Origin of the sequence: uncultured Sphingomonas sp., from assembly GCF_964235535.1 — a bacterium.
GTDB lineage: Bacteria > Pseudomonadota > Alphaproteobacteria > Sphingomonadales > Sphingomonadaceae > Sphingomonas.
The window spans coordinates 17,537-42,639 of the sequence record NZ_CAXSBH010000004.1; the positions used below are offsets into that span (position 1 = coordinate 17,537).

Annotated in this window: 19 protein-coding genes; 8 read left to right on the forward strand and 11 right to left on the reverse strand. The window is 68.0% G+C overall.

Annotated features, from left to right (window positions below):
* Positions 1 to 35 precede the first annotated feature (35 nt).
* The 5 genes from ACFE7F_RS02535 to ACFE7F_RS02555 form a co-directional block, all read right to left on the reverse strand.
* The gene (locus ACFE7F_RS02535) at positions 36 to 326 is read right to left on the reverse strand and encodes a hypothetical protein (protein WP_375402268.1); all 291 of its coding nucleotides are present in this window, start codon (positions 324 to 326) and stop codon (positions 36 to 38) included.
* Between the two features lie 653 nt (positions 327 to 979).
* Entirely contained in the window at positions 980 to 2,530 is a 1,551-nt protein-coding gene (locus ACFE7F_RS02540; RefSeq protein ID WP_375402269.1) for a hypothetical protein, read from the reverse strand.
* Positions 2,527 to 3,162 (reverse strand): class I SAM-dependent methyltransferase, encoded by a 636-nt coding sequence (locus ACFE7F_RS02545; protein WP_375402270.1) that lies wholly within the window; start codon positions 3,160 to 3,162, stop codon positions 2,527 to 2,529. The genes ACFE7F_RS02540 and ACFE7F_RS02545 overlap by 4 nt, the downstream gene beginning before the upstream one ends.
* A complete protein-coding gene (locus tag ACFE7F_RS02550; RefSeq protein ID WP_375402271.1) occupies positions 3,159 to 4,112 on the reverse strand; it encodes a glycosyltransferase in 954 nt (317 codons plus the stop codon). Before ACFE7F_RS02550 ends, ACFE7F_RS02545 begins: the two co-directional genes overlap by 4 nt.
* Before the next feature lie 177 nt (positions 4,113 to 4,289).
* Entirely contained in the window at positions 4,290 to 4,823 is a 534-nt protein-coding gene (locus ACFE7F_RS02555; protein WP_375402272.1) for a hypothetical protein, read from the reverse strand.
* Between the two features lie 74 nt (positions 4,824 to 4,897).
* Between ACFE7F_RS02555 and ACFE7F_RS02560 the strand changes: the two genes are divergently transcribed.
* Positions 4,898 to 5,566: a glutathione S-transferase family protein gene (locus tag ACFE7F_RS02560; protein ID WP_375402273.1), complete on the forward strand. Its 669-nt coding sequence runs from the start codon at positions 4,898 to 4,900 to the stop codon at positions 5,564 to 5,566.
* 71 nt (positions 5,567 to 5,637) lie between these two features.
* Here ACFE7F_RS02560 and pepN read toward each other — a convergent pair whose 3' ends face one another.
* The gene (gene pepN / locus ACFE7F_RS02565) at positions 5,638 to 8,226 is read right to left on the reverse strand and encodes an aminopeptidase N (protein ID WP_375402336.1); all 2,589 of its coding nucleotides are present in this window, start codon (positions 8,224 to 8,226) and stop codon (positions 5,638 to 5,640) included.
* A 95-nt stretch (positions 8,227 to 8,321) separates the two neighbouring features.
* On the opposite strand from pepN, the gene ACFE7F_RS02570 reads away from it, so the two are divergent.
* The 3 genes from ACFE7F_RS02570 to ACFE7F_RS02580 are packed head-to-tail and all read left to right on the forward strand — an operon-like array spanning position 8,322 to position 12,455.
* Positions 8,322 to 10,013 carry a M28 family metallopeptidase gene (locus ACFE7F_RS02570; RefSeq protein ID WP_375402274.1) on the forward strand — a complete coding sequence of 564 codons (1,692 nt, stop codon included), beginning with the start codon at positions 8,322 to 8,324 and terminating at the stop codon, positions 10,011 to 10,013.
* A 2-nt stretch (positions 10,014 to 10,015) separates the two neighbouring features.
* Entirely contained in the window at positions 10,016 to 11,614 is a 1,599-nt protein-coding gene (locus ACFE7F_RS02575) for a M20/M25/M40 family metallo-hydrolase (protein ID WP_375402275.1), read from the forward strand.
* Between the two features lie 4 nt (positions 11,615 to 11,618).
* Entirely contained in the window at positions 11,619 to 12,455 is an 837-nt protein-coding gene (locus ACFE7F_RS02580; RefSeq protein ID WP_375402276.1) for an NAD(P)-dependent oxidoreductase, read from the forward strand.
* Here the strand turns inward: ACFE7F_RS02580 and ACFE7F_RS02585 are convergent.
* The 3 genes from ACFE7F_RS02585 to ACFE7F_RS02595 are packed head-to-tail and all read right to left on the reverse strand — an operon-like array spanning position 12,365 to position 16,444.
* Positions 12,365 to 13,279 carry a DMT family transporter gene (locus ACFE7F_RS02585; RefSeq protein ID WP_375402277.1) on the reverse strand — a complete coding sequence of 305 codons (915 nt, stop codon included), beginning with the start codon at positions 13,277 to 13,279 and terminating at the stop codon, positions 12,365 to 12,367. The genes ACFE7F_RS02580 and ACFE7F_RS02585 overlap by 91 nt on opposite strands.
* Positions 13,276 to 14,277 carry a threonine aldolase family protein gene (locus ACFE7F_RS02590; RefSeq protein WP_375402337.1) on the reverse strand — a complete coding sequence of 334 codons (1,002 nt, stop codon included), beginning with the start codon at positions 14,275 to 14,277 and terminating at the stop codon, positions 13,276 to 13,278. The genes ACFE7F_RS02585 and ACFE7F_RS02590 overlap by 4 nt, the downstream gene beginning before the upstream one ends.
* Before the next feature lie 40 nt (positions 14,278 to 14,317).
* Positions 14,318 to 16,444, reverse strand: a complete 2,127-nt coding sequence (locus ACFE7F_RS02595) for a transglycosylase domain-containing protein (RefSeq protein ID WP_375402278.1) — start codon at positions 16,442 to 16,444, stop codon at positions 14,318 to 14,320.
* A gap of 105 nt (positions 16,445 to 16,549) precedes the next feature.
* Here ACFE7F_RS02595 and ACFE7F_RS02600 point away from each other — a divergent pair, with 105 nt between their 5' ends.
* A complete protein-coding gene (locus ACFE7F_RS02600; RefSeq protein WP_375402279.1) occupies positions 16,550 to 17,152 on the forward strand; it encodes an NADPH-dependent FMN reductase in 603 nt (200 codons plus the stop codon).
* Here ACFE7F_RS02600 and ACFE7F_RS02605 read toward each other — a convergent pair.
* A complete protein-coding gene (locus ACFE7F_RS02605) occupies positions 17,149 to 18,546 on the reverse strand; it encodes a glutamate ligase domain-containing protein (RefSeq protein WP_375402338.1) in 1,398 nt (465 codons plus the stop codon). The two genes, ACFE7F_RS02600 and ACFE7F_RS02605, sit on opposite strands and share 4 nt — an antisense overlap.
* A 103-nt stretch (positions 18,547 to 18,649) precedes the next feature.
* Here ACFE7F_RS02605 and ACFE7F_RS02610 point away from each other — a divergent pair, with 103 nt between their 5' ends.
* The 3 genes from ACFE7F_RS02610 (at position 18,650) to infC (ending at position 22,136) form a co-directional block, all read left to right on the forward strand.
* On the forward strand, positions 18,650 to 19,465 hold the full coding sequence (locus ACFE7F_RS02610; protein ID WP_375402280.1) for an LD-carboxypeptidase: 816 nt from the start codon (positions 18,650 to 18,652) through the stop codon (positions 19,463 to 19,465).
* 82 nt (positions 19,466 to 19,547) lie between these two features.
* Positions 19,548 to 21,542 carry a threonine--tRNA ligase gene (gene thrS, locus ACFE7F_RS02615; RefSeq protein ID WP_375402281.1) on the forward strand — a complete coding sequence of 665 codons (1,995 nt, stop codon included), beginning with the start codon at positions 19,548 to 19,550 and terminating at the stop codon, positions 21,540 to 21,542.
* A gap of 63 nt (positions 21,543 to 21,605) precedes the next feature.
* Positions 21,606 to 22,136 carry a translation initiation factor IF-3 gene (gene infC / locus ACFE7F_RS02620; RefSeq protein WP_375402282.1) on the forward strand — a complete coding sequence of 177 codons (531 nt, stop codon included), beginning with the start codon at positions 21,606 to 21,608 and terminating at the stop codon, positions 22,134 to 22,136.
* Positions 22,137 to 22,149: 13 nt separating this feature from the next.
* On the opposite strand, the gene ACFE7F_RS02625 is transcribed toward infC, so the two are convergent.
* Complete coding sequence (locus ACFE7F_RS02625; RefSeq protein ID WP_375402283.1) at positions 22,150 to 24,903, reverse strand: [protein-PII] uridylyltransferase; 2,754 nt, start codon at positions 24,901 to 24,903, stop codon at positions 22,150 to 22,152.
* Positions 24,904 to 25,103 lie beyond the last annotated feature (200 nt).

The window sequence follows — 25,103 nt, forward strand, 5'->3', positions numbered from 1 at the left end:
CCCAATTTAAGTTGTGAGTGATAGCTAACGAGCCATTATTGGCCGTTGCCGGTAGATACTGCAATTTCTAGATCAGTTATCATTATATCAGAATAAGTATCGGGGCGAAGTAGAAAGTAACGGTAACCCCCGCCACCCGACGCAAGCACATCAACTCGATACAGCTGCCCTATATGCAGTGCCTTATTCAAACCAACTTGCCTGAAACTTCGCGGCACTTTGCCGTACTGAATAAACTGCGCACTTGTACCATTGAGCTGCTCACTCTCGATTCTCCAGTGGGTGCTGGGTTGGTCAGCGACCATTTCGACGATGAGCAAGTTCACGCTGGCGGGGTCTCTACTGCCAAACCAACCTGGCAGATACGCTTCGAATGTCACGCTACCATTGCGTACAATCACATCAATCTCATACACCAGGCTACAGCTGTTCGACATAAGAAGAGCTGAAAACATAAGCGTTAGCCGACCGAACCTCATATTCTTACGCTGCGTTAAAGCGGTGTGTCTCGCAATAACGGCGGTACAAACCTTCTTAAATATCGCTTTCCTACAGCCCTCCACCCGTGTCATCTTTATCAGCGAATTGCCCCTGACCGGGCGTCCGCTCTTTCGCATCGTCAGCCGCAACCCCGTCATCCCAGCATAGGCTGGGATCGCGTCGTTCGAATGCGCCGCGCTCTCCCGGCCGAAGACCCCAGCCTGCGCTGGGGTGACGAGGGGAGGGCGAAAGCGCGTGCTAGCGTTACTTTCGTTACCTTCGCCGCCGCATTCCACAGGCGTCGTTGGGATGAACTTAGTGATCTTCCGCCCCGGCCCACCCCCTTCCGTCACCCCGGACTTGTTCCGGGGTCCATCGTTGTCCAAACCCGCAGCCCGGCTTGGACGCACGACGATGGATGCCGGAACAAGTCCGGCATGACGTTGGGAGAAGAACCATCGCGCGTCACCCCGGCGCAAAGCTGAATGCCCGATCCCCGTCAGCGCGGCAGGTGCAGCACCAGATACCCGTGCCGCTCGCGGTGCGGGTACGCCGCATCGATCGCGTCCGCGACGACGGGATTGTAGCGCTCGTCATACAACCGGCCGCCCCGGTCGCCGACCGTGACGAAGAAGCCGAACCGCCCGCTCCAGACGATCCGCGCGAACGCCGCCTCGTCATACAGTCCCGCATGGCCCAGCTCCGCCGCGATCGCTGGCTCCCACCGGACCGGCTGCCCGCCGCGGATCAGCAGCACCATGTCGTCCGCGATGACGGGCTTGGGTGACCGCGCGATCCGCGCGATGACGCCCGCATGGACCGCTTCGCGCGCCGTCAACTCGGCCCGGTCGTCGCCCGCCGCCAGCGACCGGCCGACTTGGATCGGCAGCCCGACCAGCACCAGCGCCACCAGCAACGGGCGCGGCCAAGCCCCGCCCTCGGCCGCCCTGATCACCGGGACCGCCCCGATCCCGACGAACACCGCGACGCCGTACAGCCATTCGATCAGGTAATTGTCGTTCGCCCCCGATTTCAGGATGGTCGGCAGCATCGCCGTCTTCAGGATCAGGAACGCGAGCATCAGCGCGACGGCGAACTCGTTCGGATCGACCGCGATCCGCCCGCGCATCGCGCCGAACGCGCTCGGCCGCAACCGCGCCCAGCTGGTTCCGACCGCCAGCGCGGCGACCGCGATCGTGACGATTTGGAACAGGACCACCGACAGCAGCAACAGCCCGCGCGACGGGTCGACCCGGTTCAGATTATACAACAGGACATGCCGGACGAACTCGCCCTGCGTGGCGATGCTGAGCACCACGAGCGCACACAGGCCCAGACCCATGCACCAGGCGAACAGCATCCAGGCCGCGCGCGGCCGCGCCAGCCACAGCGCGACGAAGGCCGCGGCCGGTGCCGCGACCGACGTCTGCTTGGTATAGACCGCCAGCACGAAGCACACCGCCGCCGCCGCGATCCGGACCGGCCGCTCGGCAGCGCGCAGCGTCAGCGCCAGTCCGGCGAGCGACAACGCGCCGGCCAGCATGTCGACGCGCATGTAACTTGCCCAGGTGACGATCGTCGGCGCGCTCGCGGCGCAGCCCGCGGCCACCAGCGACGCGAGGACGCGGACCCGCCGCCGCTCGCCGCCCGGCATCGCGGCGAACGCGAGGCGTCCGACCAGCCCGACCGAGACGAGGGTCGCCGCGAGCGAGACCGCCCGGCCTGCGGCTAGCCCGTCGCCCCCCGCCACCCACGCCGCCGCTGCGACCGCCAGGTGGTAAACCGGCGGGTAATGGAACACGATCGCGGGGAACACGCCGATCGGCGCGTATCCGCGACCGGCGACGACGTCGGTCATCTGCTGCCAGACGATGCCCTCGCCATAATCGAGCTCGTATGGATAGCCGACGTGGAACCACCCCATGGCGATAAGCCTGATCAGCGCGCACCCCAGCAGCCCGAGGACGACCATGACGCCGACGCGCGCCGCCCACACACGCCGGTCCTGCGCCACGTTTTCGGCCACCACGGCGGTTTCGCTGTCGGTCATCGCGGGCGGGCGACGATCAGCATCTGCTTGCCCATCGGCTTGAACGGCGAGCGCAGGTACGCGGCGATCAGCGGCGGCCAGACCGGCAGGCGGGACTTGACCGTCAGGGGCAGGAAGCGCGGCCGCACCTCGATCACGTCCCAGCCATGTGCGGTCAGCAGGTCGGGAAGGCTAATGTGCGAATAGACCGCGAGGTGCGTGTAATCGTCGAAATACTCCCGGTACGCATAACGGTAGTTCGGCTGAAGGATGGTCAGCGTGCCGCCCACCGACAGCGTCCGCGCGATCTCGCCGAGCGCCGCGACGAACGCGTCCCGCTCCAGATGCTCGAACAGGTTGGAAGCGAACGCGAAATCGACCGCGCCGTCGGCGATCGCGCCGAGATCGGTGACCGGGGTGATCAGCGCCTCGACGCCGGGCGCGACATGGTCGGCCAGCCCGGGCCAGCTATCCACCGCGATCCGTCGACGCGCGGTCACACTGTTGATGAAATCGCCGTACCCCGCGCCCAGATCGAGCACGCAGGCGTCAGGCGTGATCCGGTGACGAAAGACATACCGCCACAACGCCCGCCACACCGCGCCGCGCCGATGATCCTCGGTCAGCCGCGAGGCGTGGTAATCGCCGCTCATGCGAAGCGCTTCCAATCCGACAGGAGGCCATAGATCATGCGCGTCCCCACCGCGAACCCACGCAGATTGTCGACGTTGCCGCCCTTGCTGACGCCGATCCGGGCGTGGAAGGTGATCGGGCATTCGAGCAGCAGGAGCCCCCGGCGCAGCACGACGTCCAGGAAATGCGCATTGAACTCCAGGTTCACCGCCGGGTTCAGATGCGGCAGCAACCCGATCAGCGCGTCGCGGCGGCAAAGCTTGTAGGTGGTGCCGACATCGGTGATGGTGCCCCGGCCCAGATGCTTGGCCTCCAGCAATTTGCCCACGAACAAATTGCCGTAATACATGAACGCCGTCAGCTGGGTCAGGTACTGGCGCAGCGGCTCCACCGTGCGCGATCCGTTCACCACGTCCGCATGCGGCGCGTAGGCGAGCAGCTTCTCGATGTCGTAGGCGCGGAAGGTGCTGTCGCCCTCGCACAGCACGACGAATTCGGTGTCGTCGAACCGCACCGCCTCGCTCAGGCAGCGATGGACGCACCGGCCGTAACCCGGCGCCGGTTCGTCGAACGTCAGCGCGCCCGCCGCCTCGGCGCGGGCATAGGTGGCGTCGCGGCTGTTGTTGCTGACCACGATGACCCGTTCGACCAGGGGGTGAGCGAGGAAGTCCTCGACCGTCCCCGCGATGCTGTCCTCGTCGTCATACGCGGTCAGCGCTACGGTCACGCGGCGTCGCTGCACCGGCACGTAGCGGACTGGCACGTCGGGCTTTTTATGCTGGAGCATGTAGAGGAGGTCGAACAGCGCCAGCCCGATCCCAACCATAATCGGCACGCCGCTATACCAAACCAGCCACTCGGCCACCGGATCGAGCGCGGCGCGCAGGTTCAGCAGGTAGCGCGGGAAGACAAGCAGGATCCCCGCCGCGTACATCGCGAGACCGACGCAGAAGCAGAGCACTCCATACATCAGGAACGGCTTGTCGAGAGGATGGGTCGAGGCTCGAATTGGTTGACGGCCCGCCATTGCTGCTTTTCCCGGTCAGGCCGCGAGTGTCGCGCCGCCAGCCGGGGTTAGGGCGAAATGATTAACCAATTTCCTTCCGGCGGACCCGTCTATGCCAAGGACGACGGAGCCCGCTTATCCCTACCGCAGCGCCAGCCACCCCAGCCCCGCGAACAGCGCGAGCGCCCACCAGCCGCCGTCGGTGCGCAGCAGATAGCCGATGCCGACCACTCCCACCGCAACCATCGTCGCCCCTGCCACCCCCGGCGCGGCGATCCGGCCGAGCAGCCATGCCCCCGCCGCGAACGCAGCCCCGGCATTGACCGCGATCCACAGGTAGGACGATCCCGCACCGATCGATCCGAACAGCGGGATTTTGATCGTCGCAAAGCCGCGCATGCCGTTGGGGAACAGGTCGGCCGCCATATGCAGCCCGATCCCGAGGCCCAGCCCCGCCGCCACCGGCCAGGTCCGCCTGTCCGCCGCCGCGACCGCGATCGGCAGCACGCTGTGGAGCAGCGCGCTTCGGTGGCCGAGCCCGAGCGACAGGTCGAGGTCGGGGAGCGTCGTCCCCGCCCACGCCGCAGCGACCACCGCGCCCGCGACCAGCCACGGCGCGCCGCCGCCCACGAACGCCAGCGCGATCGCCGCGAGCAGCATCAGGAACGCGCTCACCGCATCTGCCTTAATCGTTGACTTCTCACGTCCGCCATCTTCCGTCCCAGCATCATCGTCCCTAACACGCCCTCATGTGGCAACTCCATCAGTTCCCCCTTTGTCCCTTTTCGCGCAAGGTCCGTCTCCTACTCGGCGAGAAAGGCGTCGGGTACGAACTGGTGCGCGAGTCCCCCTGGACGCGCCGCGATGAGTTTCTCCACCTAAACCCGACAGGCCAGACCCCCGTAATGGTCGGTCCCGATCAGGCGGTACTGATCGACAGCCAGGCGATCTGCGAATATTTCGAGGAGACGGTCGAGAAGTCGGCGACGATCAACGGCACCGCCATCCAGCGCGCCGAGATCCGGCGGCTGGTCAGCTGGTTCGACACGCAATTCTACCAGGACGTGACCGGCCCACTCCTCCACGAACGCGCGATCAAGCGCATCTCGCAGAGCGCACCTCCCGATGCTCGGGCGCTACGCGAGTCGATGAAGGCGGCAGTCGGTCATCTCGACTATACCGACTATCTGCTCGACCACCGCAATTGGATGGCGGGCGCGACGCTCTCGCTCGCCGACCTCGCGGCGGCGGCGCAGATCTCGGTGGTCGACTATCTCGGCGGCATCGACTGGAAAGGCCACGAACAGACCGCCCGCTGGTACCGCGGCCTGAAAAGCCGCCCGAGCTTCAGGCCCTTACTGTCCGAACGCATGGAGGTGATCGGCCCGGCTCCTCACTACGCCAACGTGGATTTCTAAAGCCCCTCCCCTTCAGGGGAGGGGTTTGGGGAGGGGAACGCACTCCGCCAGTGGAGCCCCGATAGACGCGCTCACCCCTCCAACGACTTGGAAGCCTGCTCGAACAGATCCCTCGACAACCCCGCCGCCCCCACGATCCGCGCCAGCTCCGTCCGCATCAGCGCCGCGCGGGGCCCGTCGAACCGCCGCCACCGCCCCAGCGGCGGCAGAAGCTTGGCCGCCGTCTGCGGGTTGAGCTTGTCGAGTTCCAGCAGCTGGTCCGCCAGGAACCGGTACCCCAACCCGTCGGCCGCATTGAACGCCCGCTGGTTGACCCCGAATGCCCCCACCAACGCCCGCGCGCGGTTAGGGTTCGAGAGCGTGAAGTCCGGATGCCGCGCCAGCACCGCCACCGCCTCTCCTGCATCGTCCCGCGACGAAAGCGCCTGCACCTGAAACCATTTGTCGAGCACCAGCGCGTTGTCGCGGTGGCGCAGATAGAAGTTGTCGAGCGCCGCCTCACGCAGATCTGACTCCCCGCTCGCCAGCACGGTCAACGCACCCATGCGGTCGGTCATGTTGTCCGCCGCCTCGAACTGCGTAAAGGCCAGCTTGTCCGCCTTCCCGCCCGGCGCGGCCGCCAGGAAGCCGAGCGCGACATTCCTGAGCCGCCGCCGACCCTTCGCTTCGGGCATATAGGCGTACGGCTCGCGCGGGCCGTCATAAGCCCCGCGCCACCGCTCGGCCAACCGCTCGCCCAACGTCCGGCGCAGCCCTTCACGCGCCCGGAAAATAGCGTCCGGATCGACCACTTCCATCTGGTCGCCGATGAAACTTTCGGACGGCAACAACACCGCCTCCGCCTGGAAGGCCGGGTCGAGATCCGGATCGTCGAGCGTACCCGCCACCGCCGCGACCACCGCGTCATGGTTGGACCGGTCGTCCTCCACCGCGTCGGCGACGAGCGCGTCGAGCATCAGTTGCTGCATCGCCTCGTACCGTGCGAATGGGTCGTCGTCGTTGGCCGAAAGGAAGGCGAGATCGGCGGCGCTCCGGTCGGACTCGATCACCACGGGCGCGGAGAAGCCGCGATTGATCGACAAAACCGGTCGCTCGCCCACGCCCTCGAACACGATCGTCTCCGCCGGATCGGCGAGCAACACCAGCCGCTCGTCGGTCAGGGCGCGGCCTGTCTCCGCGCCGAACAGTTTGACCTTGAGCGGGAGCAGCATCGGTTCCTTCACTGCCTGGCCTGGCGTAGGCGGGGTCGCCTGCGCCAGCCGCAGTCTCGCGCGGCCGTCATCATGCGTCAGGCTCGCCTGCACGCGGGGCGTGCCCGCCTGCGTGTACCAGCGCCGGAACTGGGCGAAGTCGACCCCGCCCGCATCCTCCATGCAGGTCACGAAATCCTCGCACGTCGCCGCCGTCCCATCGAACCGCTCGAAGTACAGATCAGACGCCGCCCGGAACTTCGCTTCGCCCAGGATCGTCGCCATCATGCGAATGAGTTCGGCGCCCTTGTTGTAGATGGTCGCCGTGTAGAAGTTCGAGATCTCCTGATAGCTGTCCGGGCGCACCGGATGCGCCAGCGGTCCGGCGTCCTCGGGAAACTGACCCGCGCGGAGCGCCCGCACGCCCTCGATCCGATTGACCGCCGCCGATCCCAGGTCCGCAGAGAAGCCCTGATCGCGGTAAACGGTGAAGCCCTCCTTCAGCGACAGCTGGAACCAGTCGCGGCAGGTGACGCGGTTGCCCGACCAATTGTGGAAATATTCGTGCGCGACGACTGCGGCGATCGCGTCGTAATCGTAATCGGTCGCGGTGTCCGGGTCGGCCAGGACATAGCGCGAGTTGAAGATGTTTAGACCTTTATTCTCCATCGCGCCGAAATTGAAATCGTCGACCGCGACGATGTTGAACACGTCCAGGTCGTATTCGCAGCCGTACGCCTTCTCGTCCCAAGCCATCGCCAGCTTCAGCGAATGGAGCGCATGATCGGTCTTGGCCAGATCCGCCGCGCGCACCCAAATGCCCAGCTCGACGGTGCGCCCGGACTGCGTCACGAACTCGCCCCGATTTACTGCCAAGTCTCCCGCCACCAGCGCAAACAGGTAAGACGGCTTGGGAAACGGGTCGTGCCACTCCGCCCAGTGCCGCCCGTCGTCAGTGTCGCCCTGCGCGACCGGATCGCCATTCGCGAGCAGTACCGGATAACGCGCCGCATCGGCGGTCATCCGCACCCGGTACACCGACAGCACGTCCGGCCGGTCCGGGAAGTAGGTGATCCGCCGAAAGCCCTCCGCCTCGCATTGCGTGCAGAGGATACCGTTCGACGCATACAGCCCCATCAACTGCGTGTTGCGCTCCGGCTCGATCGCCACCTCGATCTCGACGAGGTGCGCGTCGTCCGCGAGCGGGACGACCAGCCGCTCGCCGTCGATCCGCCAGTCATTCACCAGCACGCCGTCGACCCGCACCGATGCCGGTGTCTGGCCCGCGCCGTCCAACCGCAGCGGCTCGCGGTGCGCCCCGTTCCGCTCGACCGACAACCGGCTGCGCACCACCGTCCGCGCGGGATCGAGGTCGAAATCAAGCGCGACCTCGGGCACCAGCCATTCGGGCGGGCGGTAATCTTCCCGGAGCGTTACGGCGGGAGTGGCGAAGGCGGTCCGAATGTCCATGCCGCCCGATATAGACGGCGGGGTCGCGACCGCCACCCGGCTTGCGCGGACTACGACGCGTGCTAACCCCATGCCCGTAGCTAAGAAGGACGCCGATGTACCGCTTACCCTTGGCGCTTGCGCTGACCGCCTCCGCGACGACCGCTATGGCGCACGATCACGCAGCCCAAACTCCGCCAGCCAAGCCGGCGTCGGCCACACCCGCCCGGACGGTCGCGCAGCTGAATGCACTAGCGGCCACACCGCTGCCCGCCGATCAGGCGGCGATGAAGGCGCATGTGTTGTTCCTGGCCTCCGACGCGATGCGCGGCCGCGAGGCGGGCTCGCCCGAATACGACATCGCCGCGCAGTATGTGGCGGCTCAGTTCTACGCGGCGGGCCTCCGGCCCGGCGGCGAGGAGGGCGGCTATCTTCAGCGCGTACCGCTTGTCGCCTACAAGCTCGAGGGCGCGCCCGAAGCATCGGTTGGCCGGACGCCGCTCGTCCACGGCCAAGACTACATCGCCGGCCCGAACCCCGCGCGCGGCGAAACTCGCCTGACCGCGCCGGTGGTATTCGCCGGCTGGGGCGTCGACGCGCCCACCTACGGCCATGACGACTTCGCCGGTACCGACGTGCGCGGCAAGATCGTCGCGGTGTTCGGCGGCGCGCCTGCCCGTTTCGACGGCGAGGAACGCGCGTTCCACGGATCTGCCTCGACCAAGGCGCAGGCCGCCGCCCGGCGCGGCGCGGCGGGCCTCCTGATCATCAACAGCGCGCAGTCGGAGGCGCGCCGCCCGTTCGCGTCGCTCGTCGCGAACGCCGACCGCCCGCGCTACACGTGGGCCAAGCCCGACGGCACAGGCGCGACCGACGCGCCGGACACGCCTCAATTAGGTACGCTGAGCCAAGCGGGCGCGGCCAAGATCTTCGGGCCTGCTTGGCGTCCGATCGCCAAGCAGGCCGGCGACGCGAACGCGCGCTTCAAGCCTCTCTCGGCACCGGGCACGATGACGATCGCGACGCGCACGAGTTTCGCGCCCGCGCTGTCGAGCAATGTCGTCGGCCTGATCCCCGGTTCCGATCCCAAGCTCCGCGACCAGGTCGTCGTCCTGTCCGCGCATCTCGACCATATCGGCGTCGATCCTGTCGGCACGGGCGAGCCCACGCGCGACCGCATCAACAACGGCGCGATGGACAATGCGATGGGCATCGCCAGCCTGATCGAGGAGGCCAAGCGCTTCAAAGCCGATCCGAAACAGCCGCGCCGAACCGTCATGTTCCTGGCCGTCACCGCCGAGGAGAAGGGCTTGATCGGCTCCGATTATTTCGCCAACCACCCGACCGTGCCGCTCGCGAACATCGTCGCGGACGTGAACCTCGACATGCCGATCCTGACCTACCGGTTCGAGGACATGATCGTGTTCGGCGCGGACCGATCGACGCTCGGCCCGATCGTCCGCGATGCGGCTGCGAGCGTAGGCGTCACCATGTCGCCCGACCCGCTGCCCGAGCAGGGGCTGTTCGTCCGCTCCGACCATTTCCGCTTCGTGGAGAAGGGCGTGCCGTCGGTATTCCTGTGGCCGGGGCAAAAGGGTCCGGGTAAGGCGGCGTACGACGCCTTCTTCCTCAGCAACTACCACAAGCCTTCCGACGAGGTGACGTTGCCGATCGACTGGAGCCAAGGGCCGCGCTTCGTCGGCGTGAACTATGCCATCGCCCGCGCGGTCGCGGACGCGGACGAGCGGCCGGTGTGGAACAAGGGCGACTATTTCGGCACCTTGTTCAAGGGACGGATGGGAAAGTGACGATGCGCCTGCTGCTCCCGGTCCTGCTCGCGGCCGCGCCCGCGATGGCGGCTGATGTGTCGCTCTCGCCCGAGGAGGCCGCGCTTAAAGCGCACGTGGCCTATCTCGCGTCGGACGAATTGCGCGGCCGCGAGGCGGGGACGCCCGATTACGACAAGGCGGCCGCCTATGTCGCCGAACGCATGCGCGCGGCCGGGCTGGAACCCGGTGCGAAGGACGGCTGGTTCCAAGCCGTCCCGCTCGTCGTCGCCAAGCCTTCGGCCGAGCCGGTGATGACGCTGACCGGCGCGGGCGCGGCGCAGACGCTCGTGTTCGGGACCGACTACACGCTCCGCTCGACGCCTAGAGCCGCGGCGATCGACCTGTCCGCGCCCGTGGTCTTCGCAGGCTACGGCGTGGTCGACCCGGCGCTCGGGCTCGACGATTACCGAGGCCTCGACGTGCGCGGCAAGGTCGTCGCGATGTTCTATAGCGGTCCCAAGGGTCCGCCGTCCGAGGTCGCCGCGCATTTGGGCAACCGCGCCGACCGCGCGCGTATCGCCGCCGCGCGCGGCGCGGTGGGCGTCATATTCATCGAGTCGAACCAGAGCCGCGGCGTCATCCCGGTCGCGACCATCCACCGTAATTGGGACGCGCGCGCGGTCACTTGGGCGGGGCCCGACGGCCGCCCGCGCGATGGCGGCGCGCCGACGCTGGCGGTGATGAGCTGGGAAGGCGCGGCCAAGCTGTTCGCCGGGTCGAAGCTGAACTGGAGCAACGTGCTCGCCGCCGACAAGGCGGGCCGCGCGGTGCCGACCGGTCCGCTCGCCGCGACGCTCGGGGCCCGGCAGCGCTTCACGCTGGAGCGGCTGCCGAGCAGCAACGTCGTCGGGACCTTACGCGGCTCCGACCCCAAGCTTAGGCAAGAGTATGTCGTGCTGTCGGGTCATCTCGACCATATAGGCGTGACACGACCCGTGAACGGCGACGCGATCAACAACGGCGCGATGGACAACGCCATCGGTATCGCGTCGATGCTGGAGGTCGCGCGCCGCTTCCAGGCGCGCGGCGCGCGGCCGAAGCGGTCGATCCTATTCGTCGCGGTTACGGCGGAAGAAAAGGGGCTGATCGGCTCCGACTATTTCGCGACCTATCCGACGGTGGCCAAAGCGGCGGTGGTCGCTAACGTCAATCTCGACATGCCGATCCTGACCTACCGCTTCCGCGACTTGGTCGCGTTCGGCGCGGACCGGTCGGGCATCGGCCCGGTCACCGCCGCCGCTGCGCGCGCGCAGGGCTTCGCGCTCGTCCCTGATCCAGAGCCGGAGCAGGCGAGCTTCGTGCGGACCGACCATTACAGCTTCGTGCGCCAGGGCGTGCCGGCGGTCTCGCTGTCGCCTGGCCCCGGCGGCGACGGGGCGGCGGCGACCGCGCGCTTTCTGAAAGCGAACTACCACCAGCCCGGCGACCAGATCGACCAGCCGATCGACTGGACGGCGGGGGTGAATTTCGTGCGTGTCAACCATGCTATCGCCAAGGCGCTGGCCGATGCTCCGGATCGCCCTCGCTGGGTCAAGGGCGACTATTTCGGCACGCGCTATAAGGGTCCGATGGCGCGGTAGGGCGGTGCATCTCTTGATCTTCGGCCTCGGTTATACCGCAACCCGTGTCGCGGCGGCGTATTCCGAGCAAGGGGGCACGGTCGCCGCGACTACGCGCGACGGACGGGCGAGCACGGTCTGCTTCGACGATGCGCGCGCGGTCGGCCTGGAACTAGTCCGCGCGACGCACGTCCTCTCGTCGGTGCCGCCCGAGGACGAGGCCGATCCTGTCCTCCTCGCCTACGGCCCGCTGCTCGCGCGCAGCGCCGCCTGGCTCGGCTATTTGTCCTCGACGGGCGTGTACGGCGATACGGGCGGGGCATGGGTGGACGAGGCGACCCCAATAGGCACTGGTCGTCGTTCCGCGCGTACCCGCGCCGATGCCGATTGGCTCGCTCTCGGCGCGCGCGTGTTCCGGTTGCCGGGCATCTACGGCCCGGGCCGCTCCGCGCTCGACCGCGTGGCGGAGGGCAAGGCGCATCTGGTCGACAGCCCCGGCCAGGTTTTCAGCCGCGTCCATGTCGACGACATCGTCTCGGGCGTGCTCGCGGCACTCACCGCCCCGCCGGGCGCGTATAATCTGGCCGACGATCATCCTTGCGCGCAGAACGACGTGATCGCCTTCGCCGCGCGCCTGCTCGGCCTCGAACCGCCCGCTTTCAAGCCGATCGGGACGCTATCCCCGATGGCGCGCGCCTTCTACGCTGAGAATCGCCGTATCGCGAACGGCCGCGCCAAGCGCGTGCTCGGCTGGACGCCGCTCTACCCCGACTACCGCGTCGGCCTGCGCGTGCTGAGCGCGATCACCAGGCCTACGCCCGTCAACGCCGCGCCGCCCGCCGCCAGCGCCGACCAGCGATAGCCTTCGAACAGCGTCGACAGCAGCATCGCGATCACCGGCACGATCACACTCGAATAGGCGGCTTTGGCGGGGCCGATTACGCGTAGGATTCCGAAGTAGAGGGTGAAGGCCACCGCCGACGCGAATACGCCCAGATAGACGATGCCGGCGACGTAGCCCCAGCGCCATTCGAACACCGGCGGCCCGTCGAGCGTCCAGGCGAGCGCCGCGTCGAATGCCGCGCCGAGTAGCATCGCGGTGGCCAGCAGCGGTGCCGGGGCGAAGGAGCGGGCGGTCGCGGTCGCCTGCATGACGTTCGACGCCGATGCCGCCAGCACGCCGAGCAGCGTCCAGGCGATGCCGGCCGCGACCACGGCCGGCCCGTTCGGGTCGACGCGGATCTCGTGCGTGAACAACAGCGCCACACCCGCAACCGCCACCGCCGACCCGGCGATCAGCCGCCCGCCCAAGCGATGGCCGAGAAAGACGCGCGCGAGTAGCGCATTGGGCACGAGCAGCAGCGCGAACGTAACCGCCACCAGCCCGGAGGTAATATAATGTTCCGCCTGATAGACCGCGTTGAAGTTGCCGCAGAATTGCAGCAGCGCCGTCGCCGCCGCGAATAGCCATCCGCGCGCGCCGAGCGTCCAAGGATCGCGCCGCCACAGCGCCCATGCCGACATGACCAGCCCGGCGACCACGAACCGGTAGCTGACCGACCAAGTCGCGGGCACCACGCCCAACTGGTCGCGGATGACGATCCAGGTCGATCCCCAAATCAGCGTAACTATAGCAAAGGGAAGGAGGATCGTAAGGCGGGTAGATTGCGGCCGCGCCGCGCTCACAAGCTGCGGATCGCGTCGGCGAGCGGCCGGATCGCGTCCGCGCCCTGATCCCACGATACGACCAGCCGCACCTCGCCCGGACCCCAATCGTAGAAATCGAAGCCTTGGGCCCGCAGCGACGCGGCCTCGTCCGGTGTGAGGCGAAGGAACACCTCGTTCGCCTCGACCGGATGGACCAGTCGCCCCGCCGCCGCCTCGGCGAGCAGCGCCGCGCCCGCGTTCGCGCCGCGCGCGCAGTCGAGCCACAGGTCGCCTTCCAAATGCGCCAAAATCTGCGCCGCCAGGAAGCGCCCCTTGCTCAGCAGCATCGCGCCGCGCTTGCGGCGTTGCGCAGTGGCGAGCGCCAACTCGGGCCGGAAGAACACCAACGCCTCCGCGCTCATGCCCCCGTTCTTGACGAAGCCGAAGGACAGCGCATCCACGCCCGCGCGCCAGGTCAGATCGGCCACGCTTGCCCCTGTCGCGACGACCGCGTTGGCGAACCGCGCGCCGTCCATGTGGAAGCCGAGCCTGCGCCCTCGCGCCAGCTCGCCGATTGCCGCCACCTCGTCCGGGCGGTATACCCGGCCGTATTCGGTCGCGTTGGTGATCGACACGCAATGCGGCTGAACGCGGTGGACGTCGTTCGCGATCGCGTCGAGCACGTCCGTGATCGTGCCCGGCGTCAGCTTCGCGCCATCGCCGTCCGCGAGCATCAACTTCGCGCCGTGCGTGAAGAACTCGGGCGCGCCGCCCTCGTCGTTCTGGATGTGCGCGTCGCGGTGGCAGACGATCCCGCCATGCGGCGGGCACATCGCCGTCAGCGCCAGGCAGTTCGCCGCCGTCCCCGTCGGCACCCAGAACACGCGAACCTCGCGCTCGAACAAGTCGGAGAACCGCGCATCCAGCTGCTTCGAGAGCCGGTCGCCGTCATAGGCGGTGTCTTGCCCGTTCGCGGCGGCGATCGCGTCGAGGATGCGGGGATGGACCGGGGCGGCATTGTCGGAGAAGAAGCGCATGGCGGCGCGGGTAGGGGGCGGGCGGGGCGAGGGCAACCGACTAGAACTCTTCTTCCTCCTCGGGCGGCCGTCGCTCCTCGCGCTCGGGCGACGGTACCTCCTCACGGCGGTCGCGCGACGGGTTGACCGACACCGATCCATCCTCGCCGACGCTCAGGTTGATTCCCAAGCCTTCGAGCTCGCCTGCGATCACCGGCGCGACTTCGGAAATCGCGTCCTCCAGCAGATCGCCCTCCGTCACGTTCCCGTCGATCACCTCTTCGACCGGCGGCGGCGGCGCGGCCGCGATGTTCAATGCCTGCCCCATGAAGTCGCGCCAAATCCGCGCCGGCGCTCCGCCGCCTGTCAGCCCGGCGGGACGGTTGTCGTCCCGCCCGACCCAGACGCCGACCACCAGATCGCCCGCGAAGCCCACGAACCAGGCGTCGCGTCCGTCCTGCGTCGTTCCCGTCTTGCCGAACGACTCCACCGGCAGCGCCGCGCGGAAGCCGGTGCCGCGCATCGAAGAGCCGAGCAGCGACAGCATGTCGGCATGGATGCGCTCGGGCATGTCGCGCCCGCCACCGGTCAGCGTCCGGTACCAGCTCTTCTCGTCGGCCCGCGCCAGCCCGTGCGGCTGGACCGGATAGCGCCCGGCCGCGACCGCCGCGTAGGAGCCCGTCAGCTCGAGCAGCGACACGCCCGACGTTCCCAGCCCGATCGTCGCCTCGTTGGCGATCGGCGTCGACACACCCAGATCGCGCGCCGCCTTGATCACCTGGCGCACGCCGACATCCTGCGTCAGCCGCGCCGCCGCCACGTTGGACGACCGCGCGAAGGCCTGCGCCAACGTGATCGTCCCCAGATAGCGACCGTCATTGTTGCGCGGCTTCCATCCGGCGATGTCGACCGGCCGGTCCTCGACCGTCGAGGCGGGCGTCATCCCCGACCGGAGCGCCGCTAAATACACGAACAGCTTGAAGGTCGATCCCGGCTGGCGCCTGGCCTGCGTCGCGCGGTTGAAGCTCGACCGTTTATAGTCGCGCCCGCCGACCATCGCGACCACGCGCCCGTCGGGCCGCATCGCGACCAGCGCCGTCTGCAGCCCGCCGAGGCCCGCCGATCGGACGCTCCGTTCGGCGGCGCGTTGCAGGCGGCGGTTCAGCGTCGTCTCGACCGTCGCCTCCGACTGCACCTCGCCCGCGCGGTCGCGCGCTTCGGGCAGGACCCAATCGGCAAAGTATGTGCCGCTCGGCAGCGTGCCCGGCCGCTTGCCCAAGACGCGCTGCGGCTGCACCCGCGCCGCCTCGCTCGGGCTCAGGAAATCCGCATCGACCATCGCCGCCACGACCACCGCCTGACGTCTGCGCGCGCCGGACAGGTTGCTCGTGGGCGCGAGCCGCGACGGCGCCTTGAGCAGGCCCGCCAGCATCGCCGCCTGACCGATGTTGAGGTTCGCCGGCGTCCGCCCGAAATAATGCTTCGACGCTGCGGTGATGCCATAGGTGTTGTCGCCGAAATAGACGTTGGACAGATAGCGCGACAGGATCTCGTTCTTGGTCAGCCACGCTTCCAGCCAGAAGGCGATCATCATCTCGCGAATCTTGCGCGCCGCCGTCCGGTCCGAATCGAGGAATGCGTTCTTGGCGAGCTGCTGCGTGATCGTGGAGCCGCCCTGCCGCACCCCGCCCGCGCCGAAGTTGCTCCACGCCGCGCGTGCGATGCCGCGCGGTGAGATACCCCAGTGCGAGTAGAAGCCCCGGTCCTCGATCCCGAGAAAGGCGTTCCGAACATGCGCCGGCAGGTCGGCTGCATCGACCGGTCGGCCGATCACCGCACCGCGCCTGGCGATCGGCGCACCCCCGTCGTCGGTCAGCGTGATCGAGGGCGGGGTAGGGGGCTGCAGCGAGCGCGAAAGCGGCGCGGTGATCGCCAGCCAAGCGATCGCGAGTATCACCAGGAAGGTGCCGACGCCCAGCACGCGCCCGGTCCACCGCGCCCAGGCGCGGCGCGGCCGCCGTGTCGGCTGCGGGCGGTACGGGTCTTCGTCCGACCCCGCCCACAAGGGCCGACCGACCGGAGCCCGGGGTGCGAATACCGGATCGGCTCCCATTGGTGTGAGTGCCTCGGGCTCGCTCCCGCGCCGCATCCGCCCGCTGCCTTGTGTGTCGAATGGATGAGGCCGCATTCCGTCACTCTACTGTGCTAGTGATCTACTACACCAGCGTTCACCGCGTTTCTACCCCCGCGCTTCCCAATCCACCAGCGCGCGCCTAAGCGCCGCCCGGCTGTGATGAAGGAGTTCGAATTGACGGAGACGACGGGTGGACAGCCGCTGGTGGTGGGCATCGGCGGGACGATCGGCTCCGTCTCGTCGACCGAGCGCGCGCTCCGCATCGCGCTCGATGCGGCATGCGCGCAGGGTTTCCGCACCCGCATCTTCGCAGGCGACGACATGGCGCGGCTGCCGCTCTACGATCCCAAGGCGATCACCCGCACGGCCCACGAGCGCGAGTTCGTCGACACGGTGCGCGAGGCGTCGGCGCTGATCATCGCCAGCCCGGGCTATCACGGCTCGATCTCGGGCGTCGTGAAGAACGCGCTCGATCTGCTCGAGGAGACCGCCCGGGACGCGCGGCCCTATCTGGCCGACATGCCGGTCGGGCTGATCGCGACCGCTTACGGATGGCAGGCGACGGGATCGACGATCGCCGCGCTCCGATCGATCGTCCATGCGCTGCGCGGCTGGCCCACGCCGTTCGCCGCCGCGATCAACACGCAGATCACCAAGTTCGACGATGAGGGCGGGGCGAGCGACCCCGCGGTGCTGGAGCAGCTGCGCCTCGTCGGCCGTCAGGTCGCCCGCTTCGCGCCGCTGGCAGGCGGCGAGCACTAACGCGCCGCCAAGTCCCGCACCATGCCTTGCGCGAGCAGGCTGAGCGTGTCGTCGCGCGCGCCCATCACGACGATCCGGTCGCCCGGGCGCGCGGCTTCTACCAGCATCGTCGCCGCCTCGGCCCGGTCGGCGACGTAGCGCGCGTCGCGCCCGGCCGCCGCGACCCCGCGCGCGATGTCATTGCTCCCGACCTCGCGCAACGTGGTGCCGCCCTGATAGACGGGATCGGGCATCACCAGCACGTCGCCCTCCCGCATCGTGTCGGCAAAGGTCGCGATCAGCTCGCGGCCCATGACCTTGAGCGGGCCGTAGCCGTGCGGCTGGAACAGCAGCAATAACCGTCCTGGAAAGGCATGGAGTGTGTCGAGCGTCGCCGCGATCTTGTCCGGATTGTGCCCGAAATCGTCGATGACCGACACGCCCGCCGCCTCGCCGACCAGCTCCATCCGTCGTCTGAGCCCGTTGAACCCGCCGATGGCCTCCGCCGCTTCGCCGAGCGTCACGCCCGCAGCCATCGCCGCCCCGATCGCCGCGAGCGCGTTCGATACGTTATGCCGCCCGGGCACCTGCAACGCGACCGGCACCACCGCATCGCCCGCATGAAGATCGAACCGCACCCCGAACGGCTCCTCGCGCAGGTTCCGTGCGACGAGGTCGCCCGCGCCCTCGACCGAGAAACCCGTCAGGCGCCCCGGCGGCAGCGCTGCGCCGAGCGCCGCCGCGTCCGCATTGTCGGCGTTCACCACCGCCGTCCGCGACTTGCCCATGAAGTCGCCGAACAGCATCCGCAACTCGTCGAGTTCCTTATGATCGAGGCTGACATTGTTGAGCACCGCCACCTGCGGACGGTAGAGCGCGATCGAGCCGTCGCTTTCGTCCACCTCGCTCACGAACGCGGGTCCCGCGCCGACCAGGGCGCTCGCGAACGGCGCGTCGGGCTGCACGAAGTTTTTCATCACCGCGCCGTTCATGATCGTCGGATCGCGCCCGGTCGCGTGCAGGATCCAGCCGATCATCCCCGTTACTGTCGACTTGCCGCTCGTGCCCGCTACGCCAATCGGCAGCGCAGCGTCGTTGAACAGCTCGGCGAGCAGTTCCGCCCGCGACGCGCGCGCGCATCCGAGCCGGTTGGCCGCCGCGATGTCGGGTACGGTCTCCTCGACCGCCGCCGACGCGACGACCAGCTGGCCCGCGTCCGTCACGCCGCTCCCGTCCTGCGGGTGAAGCTCGACGCCGAGCGCGCGCAGGGCGTCGAACTTGGCGGGCACGCGGCCCTGGTCGAGCGAACGGTCCGACCCCGCAACCGCCAGCCCACGCGCGCGCAGAATCATCGCCAGCGGCATCATGCCGGACCCACCGACGCCGACCAGGAAGCAAGGCTGTTCGTTCACCATGCCGCGCGCGGTATCGGGGGCGGGGCGGGCGGGCAAGCCGCGCCCTCCCGCCCGACCTCGCGCCGCTCGACTTCCGGAGTTCGGAACGGCACATGGCGCCGCGATGAAGATCGCCGTCGTCGCCCCCGCCAAGCCGATCAACCCGCTGGTCGCGTCGCGCGTTTCCGCGTTCGCGGCCATTACGCACCCGGAAGTCGAACTCCTCATCCACCCGCAATGCTTCGTCAGCGAGGGTCATTTCGCCGGCTCCGACGCTGTCCGCGCCACCGCTTTTCTGGAGGTCGCGAACGACCCCGGCATCGACGCGGTGTGGTTCGCGCGCGGCGGTTACGGATCGAACCGGATCCTTGGGCACGTCATGCCCCGCCTCGGCCCGGCCGCGCGCAACAAGGCCTACGTCGGCTATTCCGACATGGGGTTCCTGCTCGGCGCGCTCTACGCCCGGCGGATCGGCCGCCCGGCGCACGGGCCCATGGCGATCGATATCGGCCGGCAGGGCGGCGACCGCACGGTCGCCCGCTCGCTCGGCTGGATGATCTCGCGCGACCGGAAGGGGTTGGAGCCGGAGCTGGGTGACCGTCCCGCCGCCGCGTTCAACCTGTCGATCCTCGCCGCGATGATCGGTACGCCCTGGCTCCCCGACCTCACCGACCATGTGCTGCTGATCGAGGAAGTGTCCGAACCGCTCTACCGCGTCGACCGGATGCTTTCGCAATTGGCCCACGCGACCCAGCTCAAGGGATTGGCGGGCGTCCGGCTTGGCGCGGTGACCGACATCCAGCCCAACGACCCGCCCTGGGGCGAGCCGCTGGACGCCATGGTCAAGCGCTGGTGCGCGGAGATGGGCGTATCGTTCCTCGGGGCGGCGGACATCGGCCACACCCAGACCAACCGCGTGGTCCCATTCGGCGTGGCGTGACCGCCCCGTCCGCCTTGCCTATGGCGGACGACACGACATAAGGCTCGGTGCACCCGCACAGCCGAGAAACGAGTTCGACCCGATGACCGCCATGTTCCGCATCACGCTGCCCGACGGCTCCGTCCGCGAGGTCGCGCCCGGAACCACCCCGGGCGACGTCGCCGCGGCGATCGGCCCCGGCTTGGCCAAGGCGGCGCTGGCCGCGCGGGTGAACGGCGCCCTCCGCGATCTCGGCCGTCCGTTCGACGGCGACACCGACCTAGCGCTCGTCACCGCGCGCGACGAGGCCGATGCGCTCGAGCTCGCCCGGCATGATTTCGCGCATGTGATGGCGGAGGCGGTGCAGCATCTGCATCCCGGCACGGAGATCACCTTCGGCCCGGCCACTTCCGACGGCTTCTATTACGACTTCGCGCCGAAGGACCGGCAGTTCACCGAGGAGGACCTGCCCGCGATCGAGGAGGAGATGCGCCGCATCATCGCGCGCAACGAGCCGTTCGTCCGTGAAGTGTGGACACGCGGCCAGCTGATCGACCGCTGGACCGAACAGGGCGAGCGCTTCAAGGCCGAGTGGGCGGCCGAGCTGCCCGAGGGCGAGGAGCTCACCATCTACCGGCAGGGCGAGTGGCTCGACATGTGCCGGGGCCCGCACATGCCCACGACCGGTCGCCTCGATCCGCAGGCGTTCAAGCTGACGCGTGTGTCGGGGGCCTATTGGCGCGGCGACCAGAAGAACGCGATGCTCAGCCGAATCTACGGCACGGGCTGGCTGAACAAAAAGCAGCTGGGCGAGCATCTGACCCGGTTGGAGGAGGCGGCCAAGCGCGACCACCGCCGCATCGGCCAGGACATGGATCTGTTCCATCTCCAGCCCGAGGCGCAAGGGTCGGTCTTCTGGCACCCCAAGGGCTATCTGATCTGGCGCGCGCTGGAGGCGTACATGCGCCGCCGCCTCGACGCGGCGGGCTATCACGAGGTCAAGACACCGCAGCTGATGGATGCGCGCCAATGGGAGCAGTCGGGTCACTGGGGCAAGTACCGCGAGAACATGTTCGTGGTCCCCGATGAGATCCCGAACACCGAGGATGAAGGCGCGGTTCTCTCCGGCGACGCCGACCTGATGGCGCTCAAGCCCATGAACTGCCCCGCGCACGTCCTGATCTTCCGCCAGGGCATCAAGTCCTACCGCGACCTCCCTGTCCGCATGGCGGAATTCGGCTGCTGTCACCGCAACGAGCCGCACGGCGCGCTCCACGGCCTGCTCCGCGTCCGCCAGTTCACGCAGGACGACGCGCATATCTTCGTGCGCGAGGATCAGCTGATCGACGAGGTCCGCGCTTTCTGCGATCTGCTCGACAGCGTCTACCGCGATCTCGGCTTCGACGCCTACGCCATCAAGCTCGCCCTCCGGCCGGACAAGCGGTTCGGGTCGGACGCGATGTGGGACTGGTCCGAACAGTCGCTGCGCGACGCGGTCGGGGCGGCGGGCCGCGACACGCCCGAGTTCGGGTGGGAGGAGCTGCCCGGCGAGGGCGCGTTCTACGCCCCCAAGCTCGAATTCCACCTTACCGACGCGATCGGCCGCACTTGGCAGGTCGGCACGATCCAGACCGACACCGTGCTTCCCGAGCGCCTCGACGCGTCCTATGTCGGCGAGGACGGTCAACGTCACCGCCCGGTGATGCTCCACCGCGCGATCCTGGGGACGTTCGAACGCTTCATCGGCATCCTGATCGAGCATCATGCGGGCCGCTTCCCGCTATGGCTGGCGCCTGTACAGGCGGTGGTGGCGACGATCGTGTCCGACGCCGACGATTACGCGTGCGAGGTCGCCGACCGATTGCGCGCGGCGGGCATCCGCGTCGAGACCGATCTGCGCAACGAGAAGATCAACTACAAGGTGCGCGAGCACAGCCTGGCCAAGATCCCTAACCTTCTCGTGCTGGGCAAGCGCGAAGCCGACGAGAGTACCGTCGCGCTCCGCCGATTGGGCAGCCAGGGGCAGGAACTCGTTGCGTTGACCGAAATCGTCGAACGATTGCGTGTCGAGGCGACCCCGCCGGACCTTTCACGTTAACCCGGAAGGCGCTATATCGGCGAGACTTAAATCCTAGGAGAAACTTCCATACCCCCTCCCACGATGCGCCGGCCGCAGCAGGCGCCGCAGATGAACGGACCTCGGTTCAACGAGTTCATCCAGAGTCCCAAGGTCCGCGTGATCGATCACGAGGGCGAGAATCTCGGCGTTATGTACACGCGCGAGGCGATGGCGCAGGCGAACGAACTTGGCCTGGACCTGGTCGAAGTATCGCCCAACGCCGACCCGCCGGTGGCCAAATTCCTTGATGTCGGCAAATTTAAATACGAGGCGCAGAAGAAGGCCAACCTCGCGCGCAAGTCGCAAAAGACGCAGGAGATCAAGGAGATCAAGATGCGTCCGAACATCGATGATCATGACTACGACACCAAGATGAAGAAGGTGCACGAGTTCATCGAGGAGGGCGACAAGGTCAAGGTGACGTTGCGCTTCCGCGGCCGCGAGCTCAGCCACGGCCAGCTCGGCATGGCGGTGCTCCAACGCGTGGCGGAAGCCACCGCCGAGGTCGCCAAGGTCGAGGCCTATCCCCGCATGGAAGGCCGGCAGATGCTGATGGTGCTCGCACCCAAGTAGCGGCGCGGACCGGTCAGGCCGCCGGGCCCGCCTGCTCGCCCGCCGCGGCGGCGAGCAGGCGGGCCTTCAACGCCCGCAGCCTTGTCTCTCCCTCGATCCGGTCGCCGGTCAGGTCGGTGATGTAGAAGATGTCCACCGCGCGCTCGCCGTAAGTCGCGACATGCGCCGAGTGGATCGTGACCTGCGACTCGAACAGCGCGAGCGCGAGCTGGTTGAGTAGGGCGGGGCGGTCGCGGGCATTGACCTCGACCACCGTGAAGCGGTTGGACGCGCGATTGTCGAGCAGTACGTTGGGCGCGATGGCGAAGGCGTCGGCGCGCGGGCGGGCCGCGGGCTTGGCCTGGAGCCGGTCCGACATCCGCCCCCGATTGGCGAGCGCGTCCTCGATCCCGGCGCGCAGGCGGGCGAGCTGGCCCTGTTCGGCGAAAGGCCTGCCGATCGGGTCCTGGACCAGGAAATTGTCGATCGCCATACCGTCGCGCGCGGTGTGGATGCGCGCATCGATGATGTTCCCGCCCGCCAGGTGGATCGCGCCGGCGATGCGATAGAACAACCCGGGGTGATCGGCGGCGGCGACGGTGACGAGCGTCGCGCCGCGTTCGGGGTGAACCTGCGCGTCGATCGCGAGGTCGGCCCCGTCGGCTCCGGCCATGAAGCGGGCGTTGTGGAGCAGCACCTCGTCGAGCTCGGCGATCCAATAGGCTTCGGGCAAGCGGCGGACATGCGCGGTGAAGCGCTCGTCATCCCACCCAAGCGCCTCGCGCAGTCGCGCCTGCTTGGCGGCGATCCGCTCGACACGGCCGCGTTGCTTATGGCCGAGGCGGAGCACCTCCTCCGCCCCGTCATACAGCTCGTTCAGCAACTGGCGCTTCCAGCCGTTCCACACGCCCGGCCCGACCGCGCGGATGTCGATGTTGGTCAGCACGAGTAGCAGCCGCAGCCGCTCGGGGCTCTGGACGGTTTCCGCGAAGTCGAGGATCGTCTTGAAATCCGACAGATCGCGCTTGAAGGCGGTGCGCGACATTAGAAGGTGGTGCCGCACCAGCCAGGATGCCGTCTCCACCTCGGCGGGGGTCAGGCCGAGCCTGGGGCCGATCCGGTCGACCACCTCCGCACCCAGCACCGAATGATCGCCGCCGCGTCCCTTGGCGATGTCGTGGCACAGCACCGCCACATAAAGCGCGCGGCGCGACACGATCTGCCGGACCACCCCGCTCGCCAACGGATGATCCTGCTTCAGCTCGCCTTTTTCCAGCCGTGCTAAAAGTCCGACCATCCGGATCGTATGCTCGTCGACGGTATAGTGATGGTACATGTCGAACTGCATCTGCGCGACGATGCGGCCGAAATCGGGCACGAAACGGCCGAACACCCCGGCCTCGTTCATCCAGCGCAGCACCAGCTCCGGATCGCGGGGCGAGGTCAGCAGGTCGAGGAACAGCGCGTTGGCGCGCGGGTCGTCGCGCTTCTCGTCGACCAGCTTGGCATCGCGCGCGGCGGCGCGGGTCGCCAGTGGATGCACCTCCAGCCCGTGCCGATCGGCGAGCGCGAAGATTTCGACCAGCCTCACCGGCTCCTCGGCGAAGAAGCCGTCGCTCGGCAGCGCCAGCCGCCCGCGGTCGAGCACGAAACCATGAAGCTTGGCCGGCCGCCTGCGGATCGTCGGCAGCTCGAACCAGCGCCGCCCACGGCCGGCGAAGCGTTCATCGAGATGAGCGAGAAAGACGCCCGTCAGCGCCCCGACCGACTTCGCCTGAAGAAAGTAATATTGCATGAACCGCTCGACCGCCGAGCGGCCGGGGCGGTCGTGGAAGCGCATCCGCGCGGCGACCTCGCGCTGGATGTCGAACGTCAATCGGTCCTCCGCGCGTCCGGTGATCAGATGGAGGTGACAGCGCACCGCCCAGAAAAAATCGTCGGCGCGATTGAACCGCCGGTATTCGTCCGGCGTGAACAGCCCGGCATCGACCAGATCCGCCGCGCGGCTAACGTCGAATACGTACTTGCCGATCCAGAACAGCGCGTGAAGATCGCGGAGCGCGCCCTTGCTTTCCTTGACATTCGGCTCGACTACGTACCGCGTGTCGCCCATCTTCAGGTGACGGGCGTCGCGCTCGGAGAGCTTGTCGGCGATGAACGCACGGGCCCCGTTCGCCTGGACCTCCGCCTTGAAGCGCCCCGCCGCTTCCGTGTAGAGCGCGCCGTCTCCGCAGACGTGCCGCGCTTCGAGAAGCGCCGTGCGGATCGTAACATCGGCCTTGGCCTGAGCGATCATCTCGCCCAGCGAGCGGCTGGAATGACCGATCTTGAGGCCGAGATCCCAGAGCGCGTAAAGCATGGATTCGATCACCCGCTCGGTATGCGGGGTTTGCTTGCCGGGCGTGAGGAACGCGATGTCGACGTCCGAGTGCGGGGCCATCTCGCCCCGGCCGTAGCCGCCGACCGCGAGCACGGTCAGCCGCCCGCCCGCGGTCGGATTGTGGACCGGATGCAGTCGCGTCGTCACCGCCTCGTGCAGGACGATCACCAGCTGATCGACCAGGAACGCCTGCGCGTTCGCCACTCGCAGCCCACGCGATGGCCGCTTCGCCAACCGCTGCGCGATCTCGGCCCGGCCCGCATCGAGCGCTTCCTTCAGCAGCCGCGCGATCCCGCGTCGGAGCGTACCCGCATCGCCATCGGGCAACGCCGCGACCGCGTCGGTCAGCGCACGCCGGTCGACGATCGCGTCCCGGTCGGCAAGGGCGGCGAACCGTTCAGTCGCCATGCCGGACTAACCGAATAGGCTCGGCGAGCTGTATGGTGGCGGGAGTGAACATCACACTCGACCTGTTTCACAAGCGCCGCTCGCGGGACAGCCCCTTTACACGTTGCCTGCGACGCTGTCGCCACTCATTCGGTCGCAAGTGAAACAAGGTGAACCGAGTGCAACGAGCGCGCTGGGCGCATCGTTCAGGCAATCCCCTA

Bases quoted from the DNA above. Each gene is read 5' to 3' on its own strand.
- ACFE7F_RS02540 (WP_375402269.1), bottom strand. From the start codon at position 2,530: ATGACCGACAGCGAAACCGCCGTGGTGGCCGAAAACGTGGCGCAGGAC.
- ACFE7F_RS02545 (WP_375402270.1), bottom strand. From the start codon at position 3,162: ATGAGCGGCGATTACCACGCCTCGCGGCTGACCGAGGATCATCGGCGC.
- ACFE7F_RS02550 (WP_375402271.1), bottom strand. From the start codon at position 4,112: ATGTATGGAGTGCTCTGCTTCTGCGTCGGTCTCGCGATGTACGCGGCG.
- ACFE7F_RS02560 (WP_375402273.1), top strand. From the start codon at position 4,898: ATGTGGCAACTCCATCAGTTCCCCCTTTGTCCCTTTTCGCGCAAGGTC.
- pepN (WP_375402336.1), bottom strand. From the start codon at position 8,226: ATGGACATTCGGACCGCCTTCGCCACTCCCGCCGTAACGCTCCGGGAA.
- ACFE7F_RS02570 (WP_375402274.1), top strand. From the start codon at position 8,322: ATGTACCGCTTACCCTTGGCGCTTGCGCTGACCGCCTCCGCGACGACC.
- ACFE7F_RS02575 (WP_375402275.1), top strand. From the start codon at position 10,016: ATGCGCCTGCTGCTCCCGGTCCTGCTCGCGGCCGCGCCCGCGATGGCG.
- ACFE7F_RS02590 (WP_375402337.1), bottom strand. From the start codon at position 14,277: ATGCGCTTCTTCTCCGACAATGCCGCCCCGGTCCATCCCCGCATCCTC.
- ACFE7F_RS02595 (WP_375402278.1), bottom strand. From the start codon at position 16,444: ATGCGGCCTCATCCATTCGACACACAAGGCAGCGGGCGGATGCGGCGC.
- ACFE7F_RS02600 (WP_375402279.1), top strand. From the start codon at position 16,550: ATGAAGGAGTTCGAATTGACGGAGACGACGGGTGGACAGCCGCTGGTG.
- ACFE7F_RS02605 (WP_375402338.1), bottom strand. From the start codon at position 18,546: ATGGTGAACGAACAGCCTTGCTTCCTGGTCGGCGTCGGTGGGTCCGGC.
- ACFE7F_RS02610 (WP_375402280.1), top strand. From the start codon at position 18,650: ATGAAGATCGCCGTCGTCGCCCCCGCCAAGCCGATCAACCCGCTGGTC.
- thrS (WP_375402281.1), top strand. From the start codon at position 19,548: ATGACCGCCATGTTCCGCATCACGCTGCCCGACGGCTCCGTCCGCGAG.
- infC (WP_375402282.1), top strand. From the start codon at position 21,606: ATGCGCCGGCCGCAGCAGGCGCCGCAGATGAACGGACCTCGGTTCAAC.
- ACFE7F_RS02625 (WP_375402283.1), bottom strand. From the start codon at position 24,903: ATGGCGACTGAACGGTTCGCCGCCCTTGCCGACCGGGACGCGATCGTC.